This window comes from Bradyrhizobium erythrophlei, assembly GCF_900129425.1.
GTDB classification, from domain to species: Bacteria; Pseudomonadota; Alphaproteobacteria; order Rhizobiales; family Xanthobacteraceae; genus Bradyrhizobium; species Bradyrhizobium erythrophlei_C.
The window spans coordinates 4,260,724-4,278,729 of record NZ_LT670817.1; the positions used below are offsets into that span (position 1 = coordinate 4,260,724).

General features: G+C 58.9%; 14 protein-coding genes and 1 pseudogene. 7 read left to right on the top strand and 8 right to left on the bottom strand.

The features are described from left to right. Positions 1-139: 139 nt before the first annotated feature. Genes B5527_RS20290 through B5527_RS20310 form a run of 5 tightly spaced genes read right to left on the bottom strand, consistent with a single transcriptional unit; the run spans position 140 to position 5,351 of the window. A complete protein-coding gene (locus B5527_RS20290) occupies positions 140-1,273 on the bottom strand; it encodes a hypothetical protein (RefSeq protein WP_079603109.1) in 1,134 nt (377 codons plus the stop codon). A 23-nt stretch (positions 1,274-1,296) separates the two neighbouring features. Continuing rightward, positions 1,297-2,265 (bottom strand): hypothetical protein, encoded by a 969-nt coding sequence (locus B5527_RS20295; protein ID WP_154072401.1) that lies wholly within the window; start codon positions 2,263-2,265, stop codon positions 1,297-1,299. A 58-nt stretch (positions 2,266-2,323) separates the two neighbouring features. Further along, the gene (locus B5527_RS20300; protein WP_154072402.1) at positions 2,324-3,193 is read right to left on the bottom strand and encodes a hypothetical protein; all 870 of its coding nucleotides are present in this window, start codon (positions 3,191-3,193) and stop codon (positions 2,324-2,326) included. Then, positions 3,153-4,601, bottom strand: coding sequence for a hypothetical protein (locus B5527_RS20305; RefSeq protein WP_154072403.1), 1,449 nt, complete (start codon positions 4,599-4,601; stop codon positions 3,153-3,155). Before B5527_RS20305 ends, B5527_RS20300 begins: the two co-directional genes overlap by 41 nt. 18 nt (positions 4,602-4,619) lie before the next feature. Then, the gene (locus B5527_RS20310) at positions 4,620-5,351 is read right to left on the bottom strand and encodes a thermonuclease family protein (RefSeq protein WP_154072404.1); all 732 of its coding nucleotides are present in this window, start codon (positions 5,349-5,351) and stop codon (positions 4,620-4,622) included. Positions 5,352-6,037: 686 nt separating this feature from the next. Here B5527_RS20310 and B5527_RS20315 point away from each other — a divergent pair. From B5527_RS20315 to B5527_RS20335, 5 genes are all read left to right on the top strand, one after another. Beyond that, positions 6,038-7,078, top strand: coding sequence for an IS110 family transposase (locus B5527_RS20315; RefSeq protein WP_079603113.1), 1,041 nt, complete (start codon positions 6,038-6,040; stop codon positions 7,076-7,078). Positions 7,079-7,486: 408 nt separating this feature from the next. Next, positions 7,487-8,335: a DUF3883 domain-containing protein gene (locus B5527_RS20320; protein WP_079603114.1), complete on the top strand. Its 849-nt coding sequence runs from the start codon at positions 7,487-7,489 to the stop codon at positions 8,333-8,335. A gap of 636 nt (positions 8,336-8,971) precedes the next feature. Next, positions 8,972-9,991 (top strand): TRAP transporter substrate-binding protein, encoded by a 1,020-nt coding sequence (locus B5527_RS20325; protein WP_079603115.1) that lies wholly within the window; start codon positions 8,972-8,974, stop codon positions 9,989-9,991. Between the two features lie 21 nt (positions 9,992-10,012). Next, positions 10,013-11,893, top strand: a complete 1,881-nt coding sequence (locus B5527_RS20330) for a TRAP transporter large permease subunit (protein WP_079603116.1) — start codon at positions 10,013-10,015, stop codon at positions 11,891-11,893. Between the two features lie 21 nt (positions 11,894-11,914). Then, complete coding sequence (locus tag B5527_RS20335; RefSeq protein WP_079603117.1) at positions 11,915-13,564, top strand: acyl-CoA synthetase; 1,650 nt, start codon at positions 11,915-11,917, stop codon at positions 13,562-13,564. An 82-nt stretch (positions 13,565-13,646) separates the two neighbouring features. Here B5527_RS20335 and B5527_RS20340 read toward each other — a convergent pair whose 3' ends face one another. Then, positions 13,647-14,822, bottom strand: coding sequence for a DUF262 domain-containing protein (locus B5527_RS20340; protein ID WP_079603118.1), 1,176 nt, complete (start codon positions 14,820-14,822; stop codon positions 13,647-13,649). 187 nt (positions 14,823-15,009) lie between these two features. Next, on the bottom strand, positions 15,010-15,240 hold the full coding sequence (locus B5527_RS20345; RefSeq protein WP_079603119.1) for a helix-turn-helix domain-containing protein: 231 nt from the start codon (positions 15,238-15,240) through the stop codon (positions 15,010-15,012). A 76-nt stretch (positions 15,241-15,316) separates the two neighbouring features. Between B5527_RS20345 and B5527_RS20350 the strand changes: the two genes are divergently transcribed. Together B5527_RS20350 and B5527_RS20355 are read left to right on the top strand one after the other, a co-directional pair. Further along, positions 15,317-15,664 carry a pyocin activator PrtN family protein gene (locus B5527_RS20350; protein ID WP_276329340.1) on the top strand — a complete coding sequence of 116 codons (348 nt, stop codon included), beginning with the start codon at positions 15,317-15,319 and terminating at the stop codon, positions 15,662-15,664. Positions 15,665-15,679: 15 nt separating this feature from the next. Further along, positions 15,680-16,654: pseudogene (locus B5527_RS20355) on the top strand (AMP-binding protein); the annotation flags it as partial. Between the two features lie 38 nt (positions 16,655-16,692). Here B5527_RS20355 and B5527_RS20360 read toward each other — a convergent pair. Beyond that, positions 16,693-17,997, bottom strand: a complete 1,305-nt coding sequence (locus B5527_RS20360) for an efflux RND transporter periplasmic adaptor subunit (RefSeq protein WP_245332667.1) — start codon at positions 17,995-17,997, stop codon at positions 16,693-16,695. Between the last annotated feature and the right edge of the window lie 9 nt (positions 17,998-18,006).

Below are 18,006 nucleotides of genomic sequence, written 5' to 3' on the forward strand. Positions count from 1 at the left end.
GCGGCATGTGCCTTGCGGCATCAGTTTTTACCACGTCACGGAATGGACGATGAGCACATTGCGTAATGATTTAGCTGCGATGTCTCGCAGGCGTCGACATAAGGGCCTTCAGTCTCAGAAAACCACTAATTGAGTGGGATCAAAAAAACCTAGGTGCCGGGGTCGGCGTCAACGAGAGCGGCTGTTGTTTGGCTGCGGGTCTTGGCCTCGGGCGGGAAATGGCCGCAGGCGCAATGCTCGCTGTCGCTTCATGCGGTACTGACTTGCGTAAGCGGATTTCGATGCGCCGTCGTAGGGGAATGTCGCCGTGAGCTCCTTGGATCGCCAGTGTCTCGTCGGTGTTCACAAGCTGGGCGCCGGATAGCGGTATAAGTTTATACGCAGCCAGGCGGGGATCATGGCGTAAGACGCTCACGACCGATACGGCACGAGCAAGACCAAGCCCCGCGTTGTCAGCCGGTATCAGCTTTCCAACGGCAGAAGTGCTGTTCAGAACCGAAAGAAGATCGCGGTCGAGGTTGGACGGCCGGTTGCCGATTGGCTGCTCGTCCGTGTGACCAACGACCTCTATGACATCGACATCGTATTTCTTGATGTTCTCTAGGATTTCTCCAATGGTTTTGTTTACCAGCTGATCATGAAACCACGTCGATAACTCCGCGCTTCCGATCTTGAAGGAATAACCGCCCGCCTCACTCAATGAAATGATAGGGGGCCATTGATGACCGCTGGGCCCAGGCCCGGTATTTCCGCGTTCAATCGCGTCAAGAATAGCCAGCGTTGAGGCCGGAGGTTGACCGGGTTTCGTCATAGCCCGATTGATTGCGCCGACCACGTCCGCGTCGCGGAGGGCCTTGTCAACGTCTATGCCGTTTGAGCGCAGCTTTTCGATATCAGCGATCCGATCACGAAGTTCCTTAATCGATAAGCCGTTCTTACCAAGTTCGGCCATCGCGGTCCGGCTATCGACAAGTTCGCGCCAATACTGATCAATCTCCTTCGGGTCGGTTAAGCCGGACAGGCTTTGCAGCTTTTCCACAAGAGCGGCGTTCTCGTGGAGCGCGGTGACCGCGTCATGGTAACGTTCGTTCTGTGCCTGCTGCTGCTCGAGTTGCTGCTTTACATCGGCGAGCTTATTTTGCTCTGTTTTCAGGAAACTCGCCATCGCGATCAAAAGGCAAAACACCAACAGCAGCATGATTTCGGCCATGGTGAGACCTAGCACGAGTCCTTGCCGGTACGATGAGTGCTGCCGAACGATTTCGCCATCCATGGCTTACTCGCCTTCGTTAAAAGCTAACCCTCGCGGGTACTCGGGCTACCCCAGGGTCTAGCGGAAGCCCGCGCGGCCTCCGCGGCCCGTATTTCCTGCATCAGAATGTTAACAGCATCGCCGATGACCTGAGTTTGTCGCAGGTTGGCCTCTATGGTGTTAGCTTGTTTTTCCGCGCTTTTGTCAAACGAATTGATGGCTCGCGTCAGGCCCTGAATCATCGGAGCCAGCTTGATTTCAATGAGTTGGTCTGGTGTCTGAAGCGCCGTGAGCCTCGCTACGACGGTATCAATCGCCCTTACGATACTCGTCGTGCTTCGGGTCAGCCGCTCGCCTTCCTCTACGAGTTGCGCGGAAACGGTTTCGAGCGTCGTGACCATCTTTTCATTGAGGCTATCGAGCGTATCACCGGATCTTCTAGACGCTTCTTCAAGCGGCTTGCCGGCCGTCGCGGCAAACCGTTTTATCTCGCCTGCCAATCTATCGCTTGTATCGCCAAGTGTTTCTTTCACTTCCGCCAGCGCATCGCTGATCGATTGTTGGGCCATCCGGCGAAAGTAGCTGAATTCAAGAACCGTGCTTTCCAATTCGCGCTTAACCCGCCGCGATGCCTCGGCCAGCTCCAGCCGCGCCGTTGCTTCAACTTCCACGGGGTCGCGACGCATTTGATTAAACAGAATGCGCAGGGTGATGCCGGCAATGGTGGAGGCAATGGCAATACCGAAGTTCTGGACGATTTGCTCCGCTGATTTCGCCGCGTCAAATTGATAAAGAGAAACTGCGAGACTCGTGAGCGTGAACAAAAATCCCATGTAGTAGAGATTGTCGCCCGATTGATCGTCACGCAGGCGGAACAGGCGGGCAATGCCAAGCATGAGCGCGTAGCTGATCATGATCAGTACCGGAACGGCAGTGACCGTGGTCGCGCTGAATTCATGAAGCTTAGCAAAAACGATGTAGCTGCTACCGGCGAGAACGACCGCAAAGAACAATAGGCCGCTTACTAGCCCCGGCGGGAGAGCGCGCTTTGGGTCATTTGCAGTCACGATCTCAAGCCCCCTGGAGCCATTTGGCGCTGCCAAACTTGCCCTTGTTATCCACGATCCAGTCCTGCCAGAACTGCATGTGGGCTCTACCGTCGATTACCGGCGGGCCTTTTGGTTGACGGTTCACATAGAGAATGTTGACCGTGGCGTCGTGTAGATCAGTTCGGAATTTGAGGTAAGCAGGTGACTGCTTGTAACGTAGAAATGAGAGGTCTCCGGCGCGCGGGTATTGGCTGTAGTCCTTGGTGTATTCGATCATGTCTGAGATTACGAATAGGGTCTTTTTGGCGTTCTGGGCTGCCGCACTAGTGAATTGGTCAATCGCAATGTCCTGAATGGCGGCCATGATCGGCGAACTGTTAGCTTTTGCTGATGCAATGCTGTTTTTCACGGCGTCTGCGGCGGGTTTGCGAAAGCCGTCGATCCAACGCATCCGGGCAATTCGGGGATTGTCGGTCCACTCGCTGAGCCCCGCGCCGTCGCCCGGATTGCATTTCGAAAACAGCGAACGGCTGCGGACGCCCGCAATGTCCAGGACGCGGATATCGAGCTTGAAGAACGGCGGAAGGCTCGCGATCATATCTTCAAGCATGCCCAGCACCTCTCGCCGGGTGGTCTCGGGCAGATCATCCGAGGTATCAACCAGGACCACAGTAATGCCTTGCGGACCTGTAAGGGGACAGAGGGTCTGCGCATCGAGAGTTGGCCGCGTTGGCGTCGAAAAGTAGAAATAAGCAAAGGCGCCACCGGCGACGATCGCCAGCAGCAAAAGCAGAATGCCGCCGATACCTGACCAGCCGATGCCCGGGGCGCTGCGTTGTCGCGGAGGGCGCCTAGCCACTGTTTTTCTCCGGGAAGAGAACGTCGATTTCACGATAGCTTTCGACGGCCTTGTCAAATGCCGCTTGAATCGCTGCCACTTGATGCTTCAGAAGGTCTTGCGTTTCCGCAATCGTCTGGCGCAAGTGCTCGCGAGTGGCGGTGTCGGGCTCGCCACCCGCGTATATGATGCGTTCCATCGAGTAGGGCTTTGCGAAATAGGCGGGAGCCGCGGCGGAACGGGCGCCTCGATTGGCTTCTCGATAAATTTCGAGCAGGGCCCGGCAAGCCTGTTCTATCTGGTTTTGATGTTGGCCGAAGAGCTGCGTAAGGCGGCTACGGCCCGCCAGGAGAGAATCGTATTCACTCCGCCGGACGGACAGGTCACGCGCCGCCGCGTTCATAGCCTCTGTTGCGTCTTCGCGAATATCCCGGAGTCGTTCGATCAGGTCAATTCTCGCTTGAGCAAATTGCTTGCTTGCTTCGATCCAACGCCGCTCAAGCGCCGCGTAACCGATATAGGGATCGAAAAACAGCAGGCCGTCAGCCATCGCGATTAAGGAAAAAATGAACCCGATACTGAAGAAGATCCATGATTTGATGTCGGTCAGCATGTACGGCGCCGTGAGCAGGCGATGAAGAACTTCCTGGCCGGGGTTGCCGTTGAGGGTAGGAGGAATTTCGCGAAGGTGTGAGAGGGCCAAATTCAGGGTCCCGGCAAACACGATGTAAGCAAGGAACGCCAGTACCCCCAGAAGCTTGAGAAAGTAATTGCGACGGTGCACGAGCCGTATCAGCACCATTCCCCATAGAAAGCTGGCGATGATATTCAATGCGGCGAACGTCACGGCTTGGGTTGCGCCGCCAAGATAGCCGCCGATATTGGCTTCCGAGAGGAATCCAGCGTTGATGGCGACTTCGATGATGAAAAGGACGGCAAGAACCCCGACCTTGAGAATGATTTTACCGAGGCTCGCAAGTCTTGCAGGCCGTTCGATGCGATGATGAGCGCGAAACCGTTCGCGCTCCATTTCAGATTCGTTGAGACGACGACGCAACCCGAACAACTCATCGCGGCCGACGGTGGCCTCCGCTCCAAAATCGCCAACCGCCTCAGGTGCGGCTTGCTGAATGGTCGTGAAGCGCTGTTCGAAGCTCAGGGCCGTAACGCGATCGTCGTAGGTGTGAACGTGGTCGAGGTAAATCGAGTTTGCCGTTTGCTTATGCGCCTCGATCCGCTCAACGATCTGATGCTCAATGTCATCCAGGGTTTGGGCATCTGCGGTCGGGCGGTTCTGCGAACCGCGTTCCTTACCCCTGGCGGCAAGCCGCAATTCGTCGGCAACGCGATCGACATTCAGATCAAGAAAGATGGTCGTCGCCGGACGATATTGGTGCACGGGCTGATTCAGAAAGGCCCGAATGCGTGCGATGGGGGATTGCCGTATACCGGTAGGGCTCATGCTAATCTCGGCTTGCCGTTAGAGCTTGGATCTGCGGCAGCCCGCCGCGACGGCTTCGACTTCGCTACAAAACCATCGACGTGACGAACTTTGCTGCATATCCAACCGGTCGTAAAAGTGACCGCCCGGCATGTGATAGATGCATTGCCCGGCGCTTTTAAGGTTGCCCTTGATGATACAGTTCGGGTCAGGCGGTTTGGCGGCTACTGCGGGCGAAAGCAGCCTGCTTTGCGCATCCACCGGAACTGAAACGGCCCCGAGGACAACTGTCTCAGTGCTTCGGTGCCGCCATTCCCAAGGTGCAATGAAGGCGCCGCTCCAAAGACCGTTTTTATGTTCGCGGGCATAGTCCTCGTCGGCGACGTAGACGGTTGAATACCGCCGAAAGGCAAGCGCCCAGCCGTTCCGCACCAGCCAGCGGGAAACATCTTCGCCACCTACCGTGCAGGATCCAAGATGGCGCCTGTAGACGTCCGTACCTGTAAGGTCGCAATCCCAAGGCCGTTCATGCGCGAAGACCTGGAGCTTTTCCCTTGCATCGATCCCGCATTTCCAGTCCTTGCCAGCAGCGTCGATGCAGACCTGGTCCATTTCGGGCGCATCGATCCCGTTCAGGCGGATTTTTGTCGAACCCGCGTAGACGGTGTCGGCATCGACGATTTGGGGAACAGCCTGGACTTGCTCGGCGTGCACGACATGGATGCTTACAAGACCACACAAGATGGCAACTGCAGTACGTATTGACGCCACGTCGTCCTCAGAATCTGCTGGAAAGCCCAATAGTTAATAATCTATTACACTTTCCCGGCGAGGGATACGAAGGCGCAATCTCCGGGAAAACGCGCCGCCAACATAGTTAATTCGGTTAAGCCGTGGAGAATCCGCCAGCGCGCGAGACCCCTGTGTGTACCGAAAACCTTATCCGAGTTGATGCCGCGATGGAATCGCCTAAGCTGGCGGAATGATCGGGCTCTTCTGTTTCGTTCTGGCGGTGCTGGCCTCGCCATTCAAGTCGAAGCTGCGGCTCGAGGCTGAGAACGCGGTGCTTCGACATCAATTGATTGTCTTGAACCGCAGGCGGCATGGTCGCGTCCGGCTTACGAACCATGATCGCTGGTCCTTATCCAGCTGTATCGCTGGTTTCCATCAATCCTGCAGGTCCTCAGGATCATCCGGCCCGAGACGCTCGTGCGTTGGCATCGGGCCGGCTTTCGCAGCTATTGGCGTTGGAAGCCCATTGGGAGGGCGACCGAAGATCGACACGGAACTGCGCGCGCTGATCCGACGGATGAGCATGGAGAATCCGCTTTGGGGTGCGCCACGCATCCACGAAATGAGCGCTACCTGTGAATCGGCGTGATGGGGTGGACGGCCCCCGACGGCATCGAGTGTGCCAGAGTGAGTTCGTTGCATATCTCACTAGAAGGGGACCGTCGATGGAACAGATTAGCCGAATTGGGATGGATACGTCGAAACGCTTCTTCCAACTTCACGGGGTGAATGCGGCCGAGACGGTGGTTTTGCGCAAGAAGCTGAGGCGCAAGGAGATGGTCGGGTTTTTCGAGAAGATTGCGCCGACGGTAGTTGGGATCGAAGCCTGCGGCGCTTCCCATCATTGGGCGCGGCTCTTGCAGTCATTCGGCCATACGGTGAAGCTGATCCCGGCTCAACTGGTTAAGCCGTATGTAAAGCGCGGCAAGAACGATATGGCCGATGCAGAGGCGCTATGCGAGGCGATGAGCCGGCCAACCATGCGTTTTGTGCCGATAAAGACGGCCGACCAACAAGCAGCCCTGATGCTGGTCGGCCTACGCGATCGGCTTATCCGCAATCGCACGCAGCTGTCTAACGCCATCCGCGGCTATGCCGCCGAGTTCGGGCTCACTGCCGCCAACGGGTTGGCGAACCTTCGTCCGCTGCTCGAACGCATTCAAGCCGATGAGGGCGTGCCCGACCTGGCGTGTGAGTTGTTCGCGGCCCAAGCCGAAGAGTATGCTCAGCTTGAGGAGCAAATCGCCGAGATCTCCGCCAAACTCATGGCCTGGCACAAGGCTGACGAATGCAGCCGACGTCTCGCCAAGATCCCTGGTATCGGCCCGATCGGAGCGGCATTGCTGATGATGAAGACCCCGGCGCCGGAGCTATTCCGGTCAGGGCGCCAGTTCGCGGCCTGGATCGGATTGACGCCGAGGGACCATTCTACGGCCGGTAAGGTCAAGCTCGGCGTCATCACGCGGGCCGGCGATGAAGCTTTGCGCGCCGTGCTGGTGTCGGGGGCAACCGCCGTAATCAAGCATGCCGTTGGCTGCAAAGGACGCGCGTCGCCCTGGCTCATCGACCTTCTCAAGCGCAAGCCGCCTAAGCTGGCTGCCGTAGCGTTGGCCAACAAGTTGGCTCGCATCGCATGGAAGCTGATGGTCACAGGCGAAGCCTACGCGGCGACATCGACGCCTATTGCTTCGGCGGCCGCGGTGTAAGAATCAGCCAGACACGGGGAGCAACTTAACTGCAACCGTGCCGAGCCGATGTCAGAACTTGCAAGGAGACGAGCAGATGGTGTGATCGATCGATCCTAGACGTGAGACAATCCGTGGACCCCACTGGCCGCAAAGGTCGCCGGCGTGTCTGGAGCTCACGTCGCGGAAACCATCTTGGCCAGCGTTCATATGCGAGCGCGCCAACAGGCCGGACATATGGACGCAAGCGCTCTGATCAAATCTATGCAACGACAGTCTTGCAAGGAGGGGGCCGTCCACATATGGGGTCCCGGCGCCGATCGGCACGCTAAGCTATTGATCCACACGGCGGTGGAGGGGGCATTGTTGGACGCCTATTCAGATTCGGTCCCACCTGGTACGATTCCTTTGGGTTGAGGAGCGGGCTAAGTGGCTGCAAACGGCATCGATGCGAGCAGGGGAGGCACCGACTGGACGGCCGGCGAGGTAGCCGTGCTGCTGGGCAGCTATTTTTTGATGCTGGCTGACGAGCTTGCCGGGCGTCCCTACAGCAAGAAGGAGCAGTTTCTCGGCGTCATGAAATTGATCGGTCGGTCGAAGGGATCGGTCGAATTCAAGCACCAGAACGTATCGGCGGTTCTTGACGAGATCGGACTGCCGTGGATCCAGGGCTACAAGCCACGGGACCACTATCAGGACTCGCTGGCGGAAGCCGTAGGGCAACACCTAATTCAGCACCCGGACCTCCTGAACCTGGCAAAGCCCGGCGCCATCAAGATCCCTGCTGAAAGCAACATCCTGGTGGCGCCGCCGCTGCTCAACAGCGATCCGGAGAGCCGCCCGGCGGGCATCCGGCGCCTGATCGGGAAGTTCGATCCGGCAGCCAGGGATGAGCGCAACCGGGCGCTCGGCAAGGCCGGCGAGGAGTTCGTGGTCGGGTTCGAGCGCCGCCGGCTGGAGCGCGCGGGCCGTGACGACCTGGCCAGGAATGTCCGCTGGGTGTCCGACCTCGACGGGGATGGCTACGGCTACGACGTGCAGTCATTCGAGACCGACGGCGAGGAGCGCCTGCTGGAGATCAAGACCACCTGCGGCAACGAACGGACGCCGTTCTGGATGAGCAAGCGGGAATGCGACGTTGCCGCCGAGAAGGGCGACACCTACCGGGTCCGACGGGTATTCCACTTCCGCAACCAGGTGCAGATGTTCGACATCGCGCCGCCGCTGGAAACCCGGCTGTTGCTGACGCCGGCGACGTTCATGGCGGCGCCGAGGTAGCTAGGAGCGCAGGATTCAGGCCCAAGCAAGCAACCCCATCCGCGCCGGGGCCTGTGCCGGCCTTGATGACTTGGTGTGACGCTGCAGCAAACAACCGCATGACGGGTAGTGCAGGAATCCTCCGATCGGAATGCAGGAATCAACCAACCACGACAGTTTTGCACGTGGCACCACGTCCAACGGGGCCGGGTGGTTCGCATAAGTTCTCTTATCCGAATCTCGGGCAGTCCGAATATCCCGGGCCAAGACTCCATTTGGGCTTAAACAGACTCGATTCGACCTTACGGGCACATCTGGAGGGGATTGCAGACCAAATGTCGGATTCGCATAAGGTATATTATGGAATATATTTATCAGTATATATTTCAATTACTTGCGTGAACCTCATTCTAAATTACGCGAGTATCGTGCTGTCCTGGAGCTGCGGACAGATGGCTCACCGCAGATCACAGTTTGGTTCTTGTAGCGCGGGTCGCGCGCCGCGGCTCGTCCCCGCGATCAGCTTAAAGGCGGCGATGTTGCCGCCGTGCCCGGACACTGCAATAAGCCCGTCGCAAGATGGCAGATGACCCGGCGGGGTCGGGTCCGTATAGGATAGCCGCTCGCAAGAACAATAATCTGAAGGGAGATAACAAGATGAGCTTTTCACGACGCACGCTGCTCAAGGCATCGGCGGCCTCGGCGGTTTTGGGCGGTATCGGCGCGCCTTATGTCGCGCGCGCCCAGGCGGCCGAATTTTCCTATAAATATGCCAACAATGCCCCGGACTCGCATCCGATGAATGTGCGCGCCAAGGAAATGTCGGAAGCGATCAAGATCGAGACCAACGGGCGCTTCGATCTGCAGGTTTTCCCGAACAACCAGCTCGGCTCCGACACCGATATGCTGAGCCAGATCCGCTCCGGCGGCATCGAATTCTTCACGCTTTCGGGGTTGATCCTGGCCACGCTGGTTCCGGCCGCGTCGATCAACGGCATCGGCTTTGCTTTCCCGGATTACGCCACGGTGTGGAAGGCCATGGACGGCGATCTCGGTGCCTATGTGCGCGGCGAAATCGCCAAAGCCAATCTCGTCGCCATGGACAAGATCTGGGACAACGGCTTTCGCCAGACCACGTCCTCGAGCAAGCCGATCAACAGCCCCGACGACTACAAGGGCTTCAAGATCCGCGTGCCGGTCTCGCCGCTGTGGACCTCGATGTTCAAGGCGTTCGATGCTTCGCCGGCCTCGATCAATTTCAGCGAGGTCTATTCGGCGCTGCAGACCAAGATCGTCGAAGGTCAGGAAAATCCGCTGGCGCTGATCTCGACGGCGAAACTGTACGAAGTGCAGAAGTACTGCTCGCTCACCAATCACATGTGGGACGGATTCTGGTTCCTCGCCAATCGCCGCGCCTGGGAGAAGGTACCGGAAGATGTGCGCGCGATCGTCGCCAAAAACATCAACGCGGCCGCTTTGAAGGAGCGCAGCGATACCGAGGAGTTGAATGGGAGCCTGCGCGGAGAACTCGCGGGCAAGGGGCTGGTGTTCAACCAGCCGGATGTCGCGCCGTTCCGCGAGAAACTGCGTTCGGCTGGGTTCTATTCCGAATGGAAGGGAAAATACGGCGATCAGGCGTGGGCGCTTTTGGAAAAATCCGTCGGCAAACTGTCGTAACGGACAGCCCAAGGCACCGTCATGGCTCACGCCGAACTCACGCAAGCGGCGGCCGGTCAGGCGACCTCCCCTCGCCGCCGTTCGCTTGCGGGCTCGCTCGAATCCTCGCTCGCGATGCTGGTTGAAATTCCGGCGGCGATCCTGGTCGTCGCTGAAATCGTTATCCTGTTCGCCGGCGTGGTGTCGCGTTATGGGCTGCACAGCCCGCTGATCTGGTCGGATGAATTGGCCTCGATCCTGTTCCTCTGGCTGGCGATGCTGGGGGCGGCGGTGGCGTTTCGCCGATCCGAGCACATGCGGATGACGGCGGTCGTTGCCAGCGCGAAACCGACGATGCGGGCCTATCTCGACGTCGTCGCGACCTGCGCCGCGCTGGCGTTTCTGCTGCTGATCGCGTGGCCGTCCTATCAGTACGCCTACGAGGAAAGCTTTATCACCACGCCGGCGCTGCAGATTGCCAACACCTGGCGCGCCGCCGCGTTGCCGGTCGGCATCGGCCTGATGGCGCTGTTTGCGTTTTTGCGGCTGGCCCGGGCCGGCGATATCAAGATCGTGCTGGGCGCGGTGTTGTCGGTTGCCTTGCTGATGGCCGTGTTCTGGTTGGCGCAGCCATGGCTGCGCCAGCTCGGTAACATCAACCTCATCATCTTTTTTGTCGGCGTGGCCGGCTTCTGTGTCTTCGCCGGCGTGCCCATCGCCTTCGGGTTCGGACTGGCCATCTTCGGATATCTCGCGCTGACCACGCATACGCCGCTGATGGTGCTGGTCGGCCGGATGGACGAAGGCATGAGCCACCTGATCCTGCTGTCGGTGCCGCTGTTCGTGTTCCTCGGTCTTTTGATCGAGATGACCGGCATGGCGCGCGCCATGGTGGCGTTTCTGGCCAGTTTGCTCGGCCATGTCCGCGGCGGGCTGCATTACGTGCTGGTCGGCGCGATGTATTTGGTATCGGGCATTTCGGGCTCGAAGGCCGCCGATATGGCGGCGGTGGCGCCGGTACTGTTTCCGGAAATGAAGGCGCGCGGGGCAAAACCCGGCGATCTCGTCGCCCTGCTCGCAGCTACCGGGGCGCAGACCGAAACCATTCCGCCCAGCCTGGTGCTGATTACCATCGGTTCGGTGACCGGGGTTTCGATTTCGGCGCTGTTCACTGGCGGCCTGCTGCCGGGCGTGGTGCTGGCGATCACGCTGTCGGCGCTGGTGTGGTGGCGCTATCGCGGCGAGGATCTTAGCCACGTCAAGAAAGCCAGCGGCGGCGAGATCGTCCGTTCCTTTGTGATCGCCCTGCCCGCGCTGGCATTGCCGTTCGTGATCCGTGCCGCGGTGGTCGAGGGGGTGGCGACCGCGACCGAGGTTTCCACCATCGGCATTGTCTATGGCCTCGTCGTCGGCCTGCTGGTCTATCGCCGCTTCGATTGGCGGCGGCTGTTGCCGATGCTGATCGAGACGGCATGCCTGTCGGGGGCGATCCTGATGATCATCGGCACCGCGACCGGCATGGCCTGGGGGCTGACCCAGTCCGGCTTTTCGCGGGCGCTCGCCGCAGCCATGACCGGCCTGCCCGGCGGCTCGGCGGCCTTTATCGCGGTATCGATCGTCGCGTTCATGATCCTGGGCAGCGTGCTCGAGGGCATTCCGGCGATCGTGCTGTTCGGCCCGCTGCTGTTTCCGATCGCCCGGGCGGTCGGCGTCCACGAGGTCCATTACGCGATGATCATCATCCTCGCCATGGGCATCGGACTGTTCGCGCCGCCGTTCGGAGTAGGCTATTATGCGGCCTGCGCCATCGGGCGCGTCGAACCCGCTGAGGGCATCAGGCCGATCTGGGGTTACCTGCTGGCGCTGCTGATCGGTTTGATTGTCGTGGCGATCTTTCCGTGGATCTCGATCGGATTCCTCTAAAGCGAAGATGGGAGCTGGCCGATGAATGGGACCCAAAACCAATACAACGTCGGTTTGGACAAGACGGCGGCCAATTTTGTCGCGCTGACGCCGCTGAGCTTCCTGGCGCGCACCGCCGCCGTTTACCCCGATCATATCAGCGCCGTTTACGAGGGCCGCGCCTTTACCTGGGCGGAGACCTATGCGCGGTGCCGGCGGTTTGCCTCGTACCTTGCGGGCCGCGACATCGGGTGTGGCGACACCGTCGCGGCGATGCTGCCGAATATTCCTGCGATGAACGAGCTGCATTTTGCGGTCCCGATGGCCGGCGCCGTGCTCAACGCGCTCAACATCCGGCTTGATGCCGCCTCGATCGCCTTTCAGCTCGACCACGGCGGCGCCAAAATCATCCTGGTCGACCCGGAATTTTCGGGCGTGATCGAGGAGGCGCTGACGCTGATGAAGGGCGAAAGGCCGTTCGTCATCGACGTCGACGATCAGGCTTACGCCGGCGGAAAACGCATCGGCGAACTCGAATACGAGGCCGCGCTGGCGCAAGGCGACCCCGGCTTTGCCGCAAGATTCCCGGAGAACGAATGGGACGCCATTGCGCTCAGCTATACCTCGGGGACCACGGGCAATCCCAAGGGCGTGGTGACCCACCATCGCGGCGCCTATCTGAACGCCGTCAGCAACATCCTTGCCGCCGATCTCGGCCAGCATCCGGTCTATCTATGGACCCTACCTATGTACCACTGCAACGGCTGGTGCTTTCCTTGGACCATCGCGGCAACCGCCGGCGTCAATGTCTGCCTGCGCAAGGTCGATCCCGCAAAGATCTTCGAGCTGATCCCGAAACACGGCGTCACCCATATGTGCGGCGCGCCGATCGTCTACAACATGCTGATCAATGCGCCGGAGGCGCCGAAGGGAGCGGCCGTGCGGCCGATTGCCGGGCTGATTGCCGGCGCAGCACCGCCGGTGGCCGTGCTGGAGGGCGCCGAACGCATCGGCATCACGCTGACCCATGTTTATGGCCTGACCGAAGTCTATGGCCCGGCATCGGTCTGCGCGGAGCAGCCGGGCTGGGATGAGTTGCCCGCCGATCAGCGCGCGCACCTCAAGCGCCGGCAAGGCGTGCCCTACCCGCTGCAGGAAGCCGTCACCGTGATCGATCCCGAAACCATGCACGAGGTACCGCGCGACGGCGAAACCATCGGCGAGGTGATGTTCCGCGGCAACATCGTGATGAAGGGTTATTTCAAGAACGAGAAAGCCACCCGCGAAGCCTTTGCCGGCGGCTGGTTTCACACCGGCGATCTCGGCGTGCTCGACGAGCACGGCTATGTCATCATCAAGGATCGCTCGAAAGACATCATCATCTCCGGCGGCGAGAACATCAGTTCGGTAGAGGTCGAGGACGTCCTCTACAAACACCCCGCGATCCTGTTTGCCGCCGTGGTGGCAAAGCCCGATTCAAAATGGGGCGAAGTACCTTGCGCCTTCGTCGAACTGAAAGACAACGCACGCGCCACCGAAGCCGAGATCATCGCGTTCTGCCGGGATCAGATGCCGGGCTTCAAGACCCCGAAGGCCGTGGTGTTCGGCATCATCCCGAAGACATCCACGGGGAAAATTCAAAAGTTCCTGCTGCGCGATCAGGTTCATTCGGCGAAAGCGATTTCGGTGTGACCCATCATTCGCGGCGCCTACTCAACGCCGTCAGCAACATCCTCGCGTTTCCTCTCGTTATATTCGTCCCGCTTCTTTTCCACTATAGCGCCTTAACCAGCTCTATGAATCGCCGTTGTCTGATCTCACGTTGGCCGGTTTGCGCCGTGCCGCGAGCCGCAGCCTTTTTATATTCTCTCACGGCTACCGCTAATTTGCGGTCAGCTGGCAATTGTGCTCGGTCAGGCAGATATGCCGCCAACCTCAGCAGCTTTTGCAGCAGGCTATCGGATGAACTGTCCTCGAGCAAATCGGATACAATCAGCGACGTGATCATAGTATAGAAATGTGGTTGGTCGGTCGCCAACATAGTATCGCCCAAGTCCGACGTTTTGTAGCACTCAGCCAGAAAACCAAAGCATTTTTGCAAGGTTTTCATTTCGCCTCTTGAGATCGACTTATCTTTATCGCCTTCCTCCTCCTGACCGTCCTTGCTCGTGATAAAGCGCTTGAGAACCGAACGTGGTTCGCGATGCTCCCTCGTGCGACAAAACAAGACTATTTCAAGAAGCCGTTCCCACATGCGATCGACAACTTGATTGCCAAACTCTAGATTTGCAATGAATGAAAGATGGCCGAGAACTCGCGTGAAAGCAGATCGACGCTTCTTGTAAAATACATCCTCTCCGCGCTTTTGCTCTATGGCAATCAATAGTAGAGCGCTCCGAAGTAGTTTGTTTTCTTTTCCAATGGCCTTAACGATGTCAAAGCGGTTTACTTTGACGCCATGCTGATTGATGTCCACAAACAAGTTGATGATTTCATCAAGTGATGTCTCATCATCTAATGTTATCTCGATGGTGGGGATCGCATACTCGCGAAAATTGCGAACGACATCAGGGGTGAGTTCAGCAAACCGCTTTTCCGTTCCTTCATAAAGAATTGGAAAGCTGACTGTGTTGCGCACCCGGCGATCAGAGAAATAACTCCAAACTCCATCCACCTTCATGTCGTCACGTGCGTTGCCGACAAACAGCAGCAGACTTTCGAGGCGCTGCTTTCCGTCCAAAATGTTGTAGGTGTATCTTGAGCCGCGCGCCTCCTTGTATAGAAAAATTGCTGGAATCGGTCGGCCGGCTATCATGTTTTTCATCAGTTCCTGCCGCGCCGGTAATTTCCAAACATGTCCGCGCTGGAACGGGGGAATGAGATTAATTTTTTTCTCGTTGAAATACCCTATTAGCTGATCGAGCTTCATTTCAGAGTTGCGATAATCCATTTTCCCCACATAGCGCGACGTTCGCCAGCGCCCTCCCCATCCTATCCTAGAATCGAGGATAGCCTACAATTTAGACGTGCGCTTTCCTAGCGATTTTTATGGATTGACCAAGTTTAAGAGCGATTGCTCCATCGTTCTCGCGTTTTCGTCGCGCCGATGTTTAAGACGGCCGCAGAAGAACGTAGCCTCACTTGCGCATTTCATTTTCAAACAGCCGCATTATTTCGCTTGGCATCGTGTCGAGTGCCTTGGACAACTGCAAAACCACGGTGATCGTCGGAGATTTAAGACCTCGCTCTACCTGACTTACATATGTCCGGTGAATGCCAGAGCGGTGAGCCAACTCCTCTTGGGAGAGCGCAGCTGCCCCCCTCAGCTCTGACAAAACTTGACCGAATACGCTGTTCGCATTTTTCACCGAACGACAATGAGAACTTGAATACTAAAGTGCTACAGACTATAGTATTCAAGCCCGATTTAGCAGGGGAAGTGTGGTGCGCAAGATCAAGACAGAACGCGGCGAGTTCGGAAGCACCCTATTCTTCTTGATGGGGCAGTACGGCAGCAGAGCAGTGATCCCGGCGGATGAGGTCCGGCGGGATTATTTCTCGCACCTCGCGTTGATGAAGTTTCTCCGCAAGTGCGATAACGGCGAGATCGCGTTGCCGCTGATGCGGGCTGAGAAGAGTCAGCAGAGCGCGCGAGGTGTCTACATCCAAGACCTCGCGACCTACATTGACAATCAGCGGGCTGCTGCTCTGAGCGTGATGGCGAAACAGGATCCTTGGTACGACTACAGTACGACTGGCGCCCATACGAGAACCTATCTTGCTGAAAAATAACAAATATTTCTCTTGCAGCATCCGGTCTATCTGTGGACCCTGCCGATGTTCCACTGCAACGGCTGGTGCTTTCCGTGGACCGTGGCGGCGGCCGCCGGCGTTAACGTTTGCCTGCGCAAAGTCGATCCCGGCAGGATTTTCGAATTGATCAGGAAGCACGGCGTCACCCACATGGCCGGCGCGCCGATCGTCTACAACACCCTGATCCACGCGCCGGATGCGCCGAACAGCAAAACCGCGCGGCCCGTGGTCGGATTGATCGCCGGCGCAGCACCGCCGGTGGCGGTGCTGGAAGGCGCCGAAAACATCGGGATCAAGCTGACGCATGTCTATGGCCTGACCGAAGTCTATGGCCCGGCATCCGTCTGCGCGGAGCAGCCGGGCTGGGACGAGTTGCCCGCCGACCAGCGCGCGCAGCTCAAGCGCCGGCAGGGCGTGCCCTACCCGCTGCAGGAAGCCGTCACCGTGATCGATCCCGAAACCATGCACGAGGTACCGCGCGACGGCGAGACCATCGGCGAAGTCATGTTCCGCGGCAACATCGTCATGAAGGGTTATCTCAAGAACGAGAAAGCCACCCGAGAAGCCTTTGCCGGCGGCTGGTTTCACACCGGCGACCTCGGTGTGCTCGACGAGCACGGCTATGTCATCATCAAGGACCGTTCCAAGGACATCATCATCTCCGGCGGCGAGAACATCAGCTCGGTCGAGGTCGAAGACGTTCTCTACAAACATCCGGCAGTGCTGTTTGCGGCCGTCGTGGCAAAACCCGACGGCAAATGGGGCGAGGTACCCTGCGCCTTCATCGAATTGAAGGACAATGCACGCGCGACCGAAGCCGAGATCATCGCGTTCTGCCGCGGCCACATGCCGGGGTTCAAGACTCCGAAGGCCGTGGTGTTCGGACCGATACCGAAAACATCGACCGGCAAGATCCAGAAGTTCATGCTGCGCGATCAGGCCAATTCGGCCAAGGCGATATCGGCCTGAGTGGACGCTGTGGGCGCGCATCGCCGCTCGGGCAAAGCCTACCTGGCGGCGTTAGCAACCTTCTGCTCGGATGTCACCTTGACCTTTCCGCCCTCCTGCAAGCTGGTCGGCGGACTGAGCACGATGCTTTCACCGCCGCGCAGGCCATCGCTGAGTTCGATGGTGGAACCAAAGTCGCGGTAGACCGTCACCGGCTGCATGTGGACGCTCTTGTCCTCATTGATGACCGCGACCCGAAGTCCCTGCTGATTGAACATCAATGCTTCGGCCGGGACGACGACGTTTGGATGTTCCCGGGGAATGGCAAAGGACACGTTGACGAATAGTCCGGCGCGCAGGATATGCGCGGCGTTGTCGACATCGACTTCAACCGAAAGCGTCCGCGACGACGACAACAACGCGCCCGCGCTGCGCGCCACCTTGCCGGCGAACGTTCGACCGGGAAGCTCGGACACTTGGACTTTCGCGTCCAGCCCCTCGCGCATGGCGATCGCCAGGCTCTGGGGTACGTGAACGGACACGCGCAGGACGTCATCGCGAACCATCGTGAACATCGGCGTGCCGCCCCCGGTATCGGCATTGACGAGGTCGCCGACGTCGACGTTGCGCACGGTCACGACACCGTCGAACGGGGCCCGGACACTTTCGAACTCGGTTAGCGTGCGCAGCCGGTTCACCGTTGCCTGCTGAGCCTCAATATTCGCTTCGGCGACTTTTACGCCAGCCTTGGCATTCGCGACATTGGCCTGCTGGGTCGAAACGTTGGCCTGCTGGTTGTCGTGATTTTGGTAGGTATCAAATCCCTTCTTCACGAGATCGTCCGACCGGGCAAAGGTGAGGTTTCCGAGTTTGAGGTTGGCCTCGGCCAGACTTACTTGCGCGACCGCCTGCCCGAGGGCGGCCTGGACCTGACCGAGCTGCGCCACCGCCTGGTCGAGCTGGCGATCAAGATCCGGGGAAGCGATCCGGACGAGTACGTCGCCCTGTTTGACGATGCTCCCGATATCGACCTTGCGTTCCGCGACGTAGCCGGTGGCGCGGGCGAAGACGTTTGCGCGGTCGAAGGCGTAGGTCTCGCCCGGCAACGTGGTCTCGACCGGTTCGGCCAAGAGTTTTGTGGTCACGGCGCGCACCGCCGGAACAAAGTCGATCGCGTCTCGCTGGGTTGCTTCGGCGGCGGCATTGGTTTGCCAATGGCCATAGGCGCCGAAGGCCAGAACGCCGGCGGCGATGAGCAGAACAACCGCCAGCAGCCGGTTCGATGGCGGCGGAGATGGTACCGCCGATGGCCCAGGGTGATGGCCCGCTTGATGTGGCGTCGGCGCTTCCTCTGCTCGTTGCACGCGTTCTCC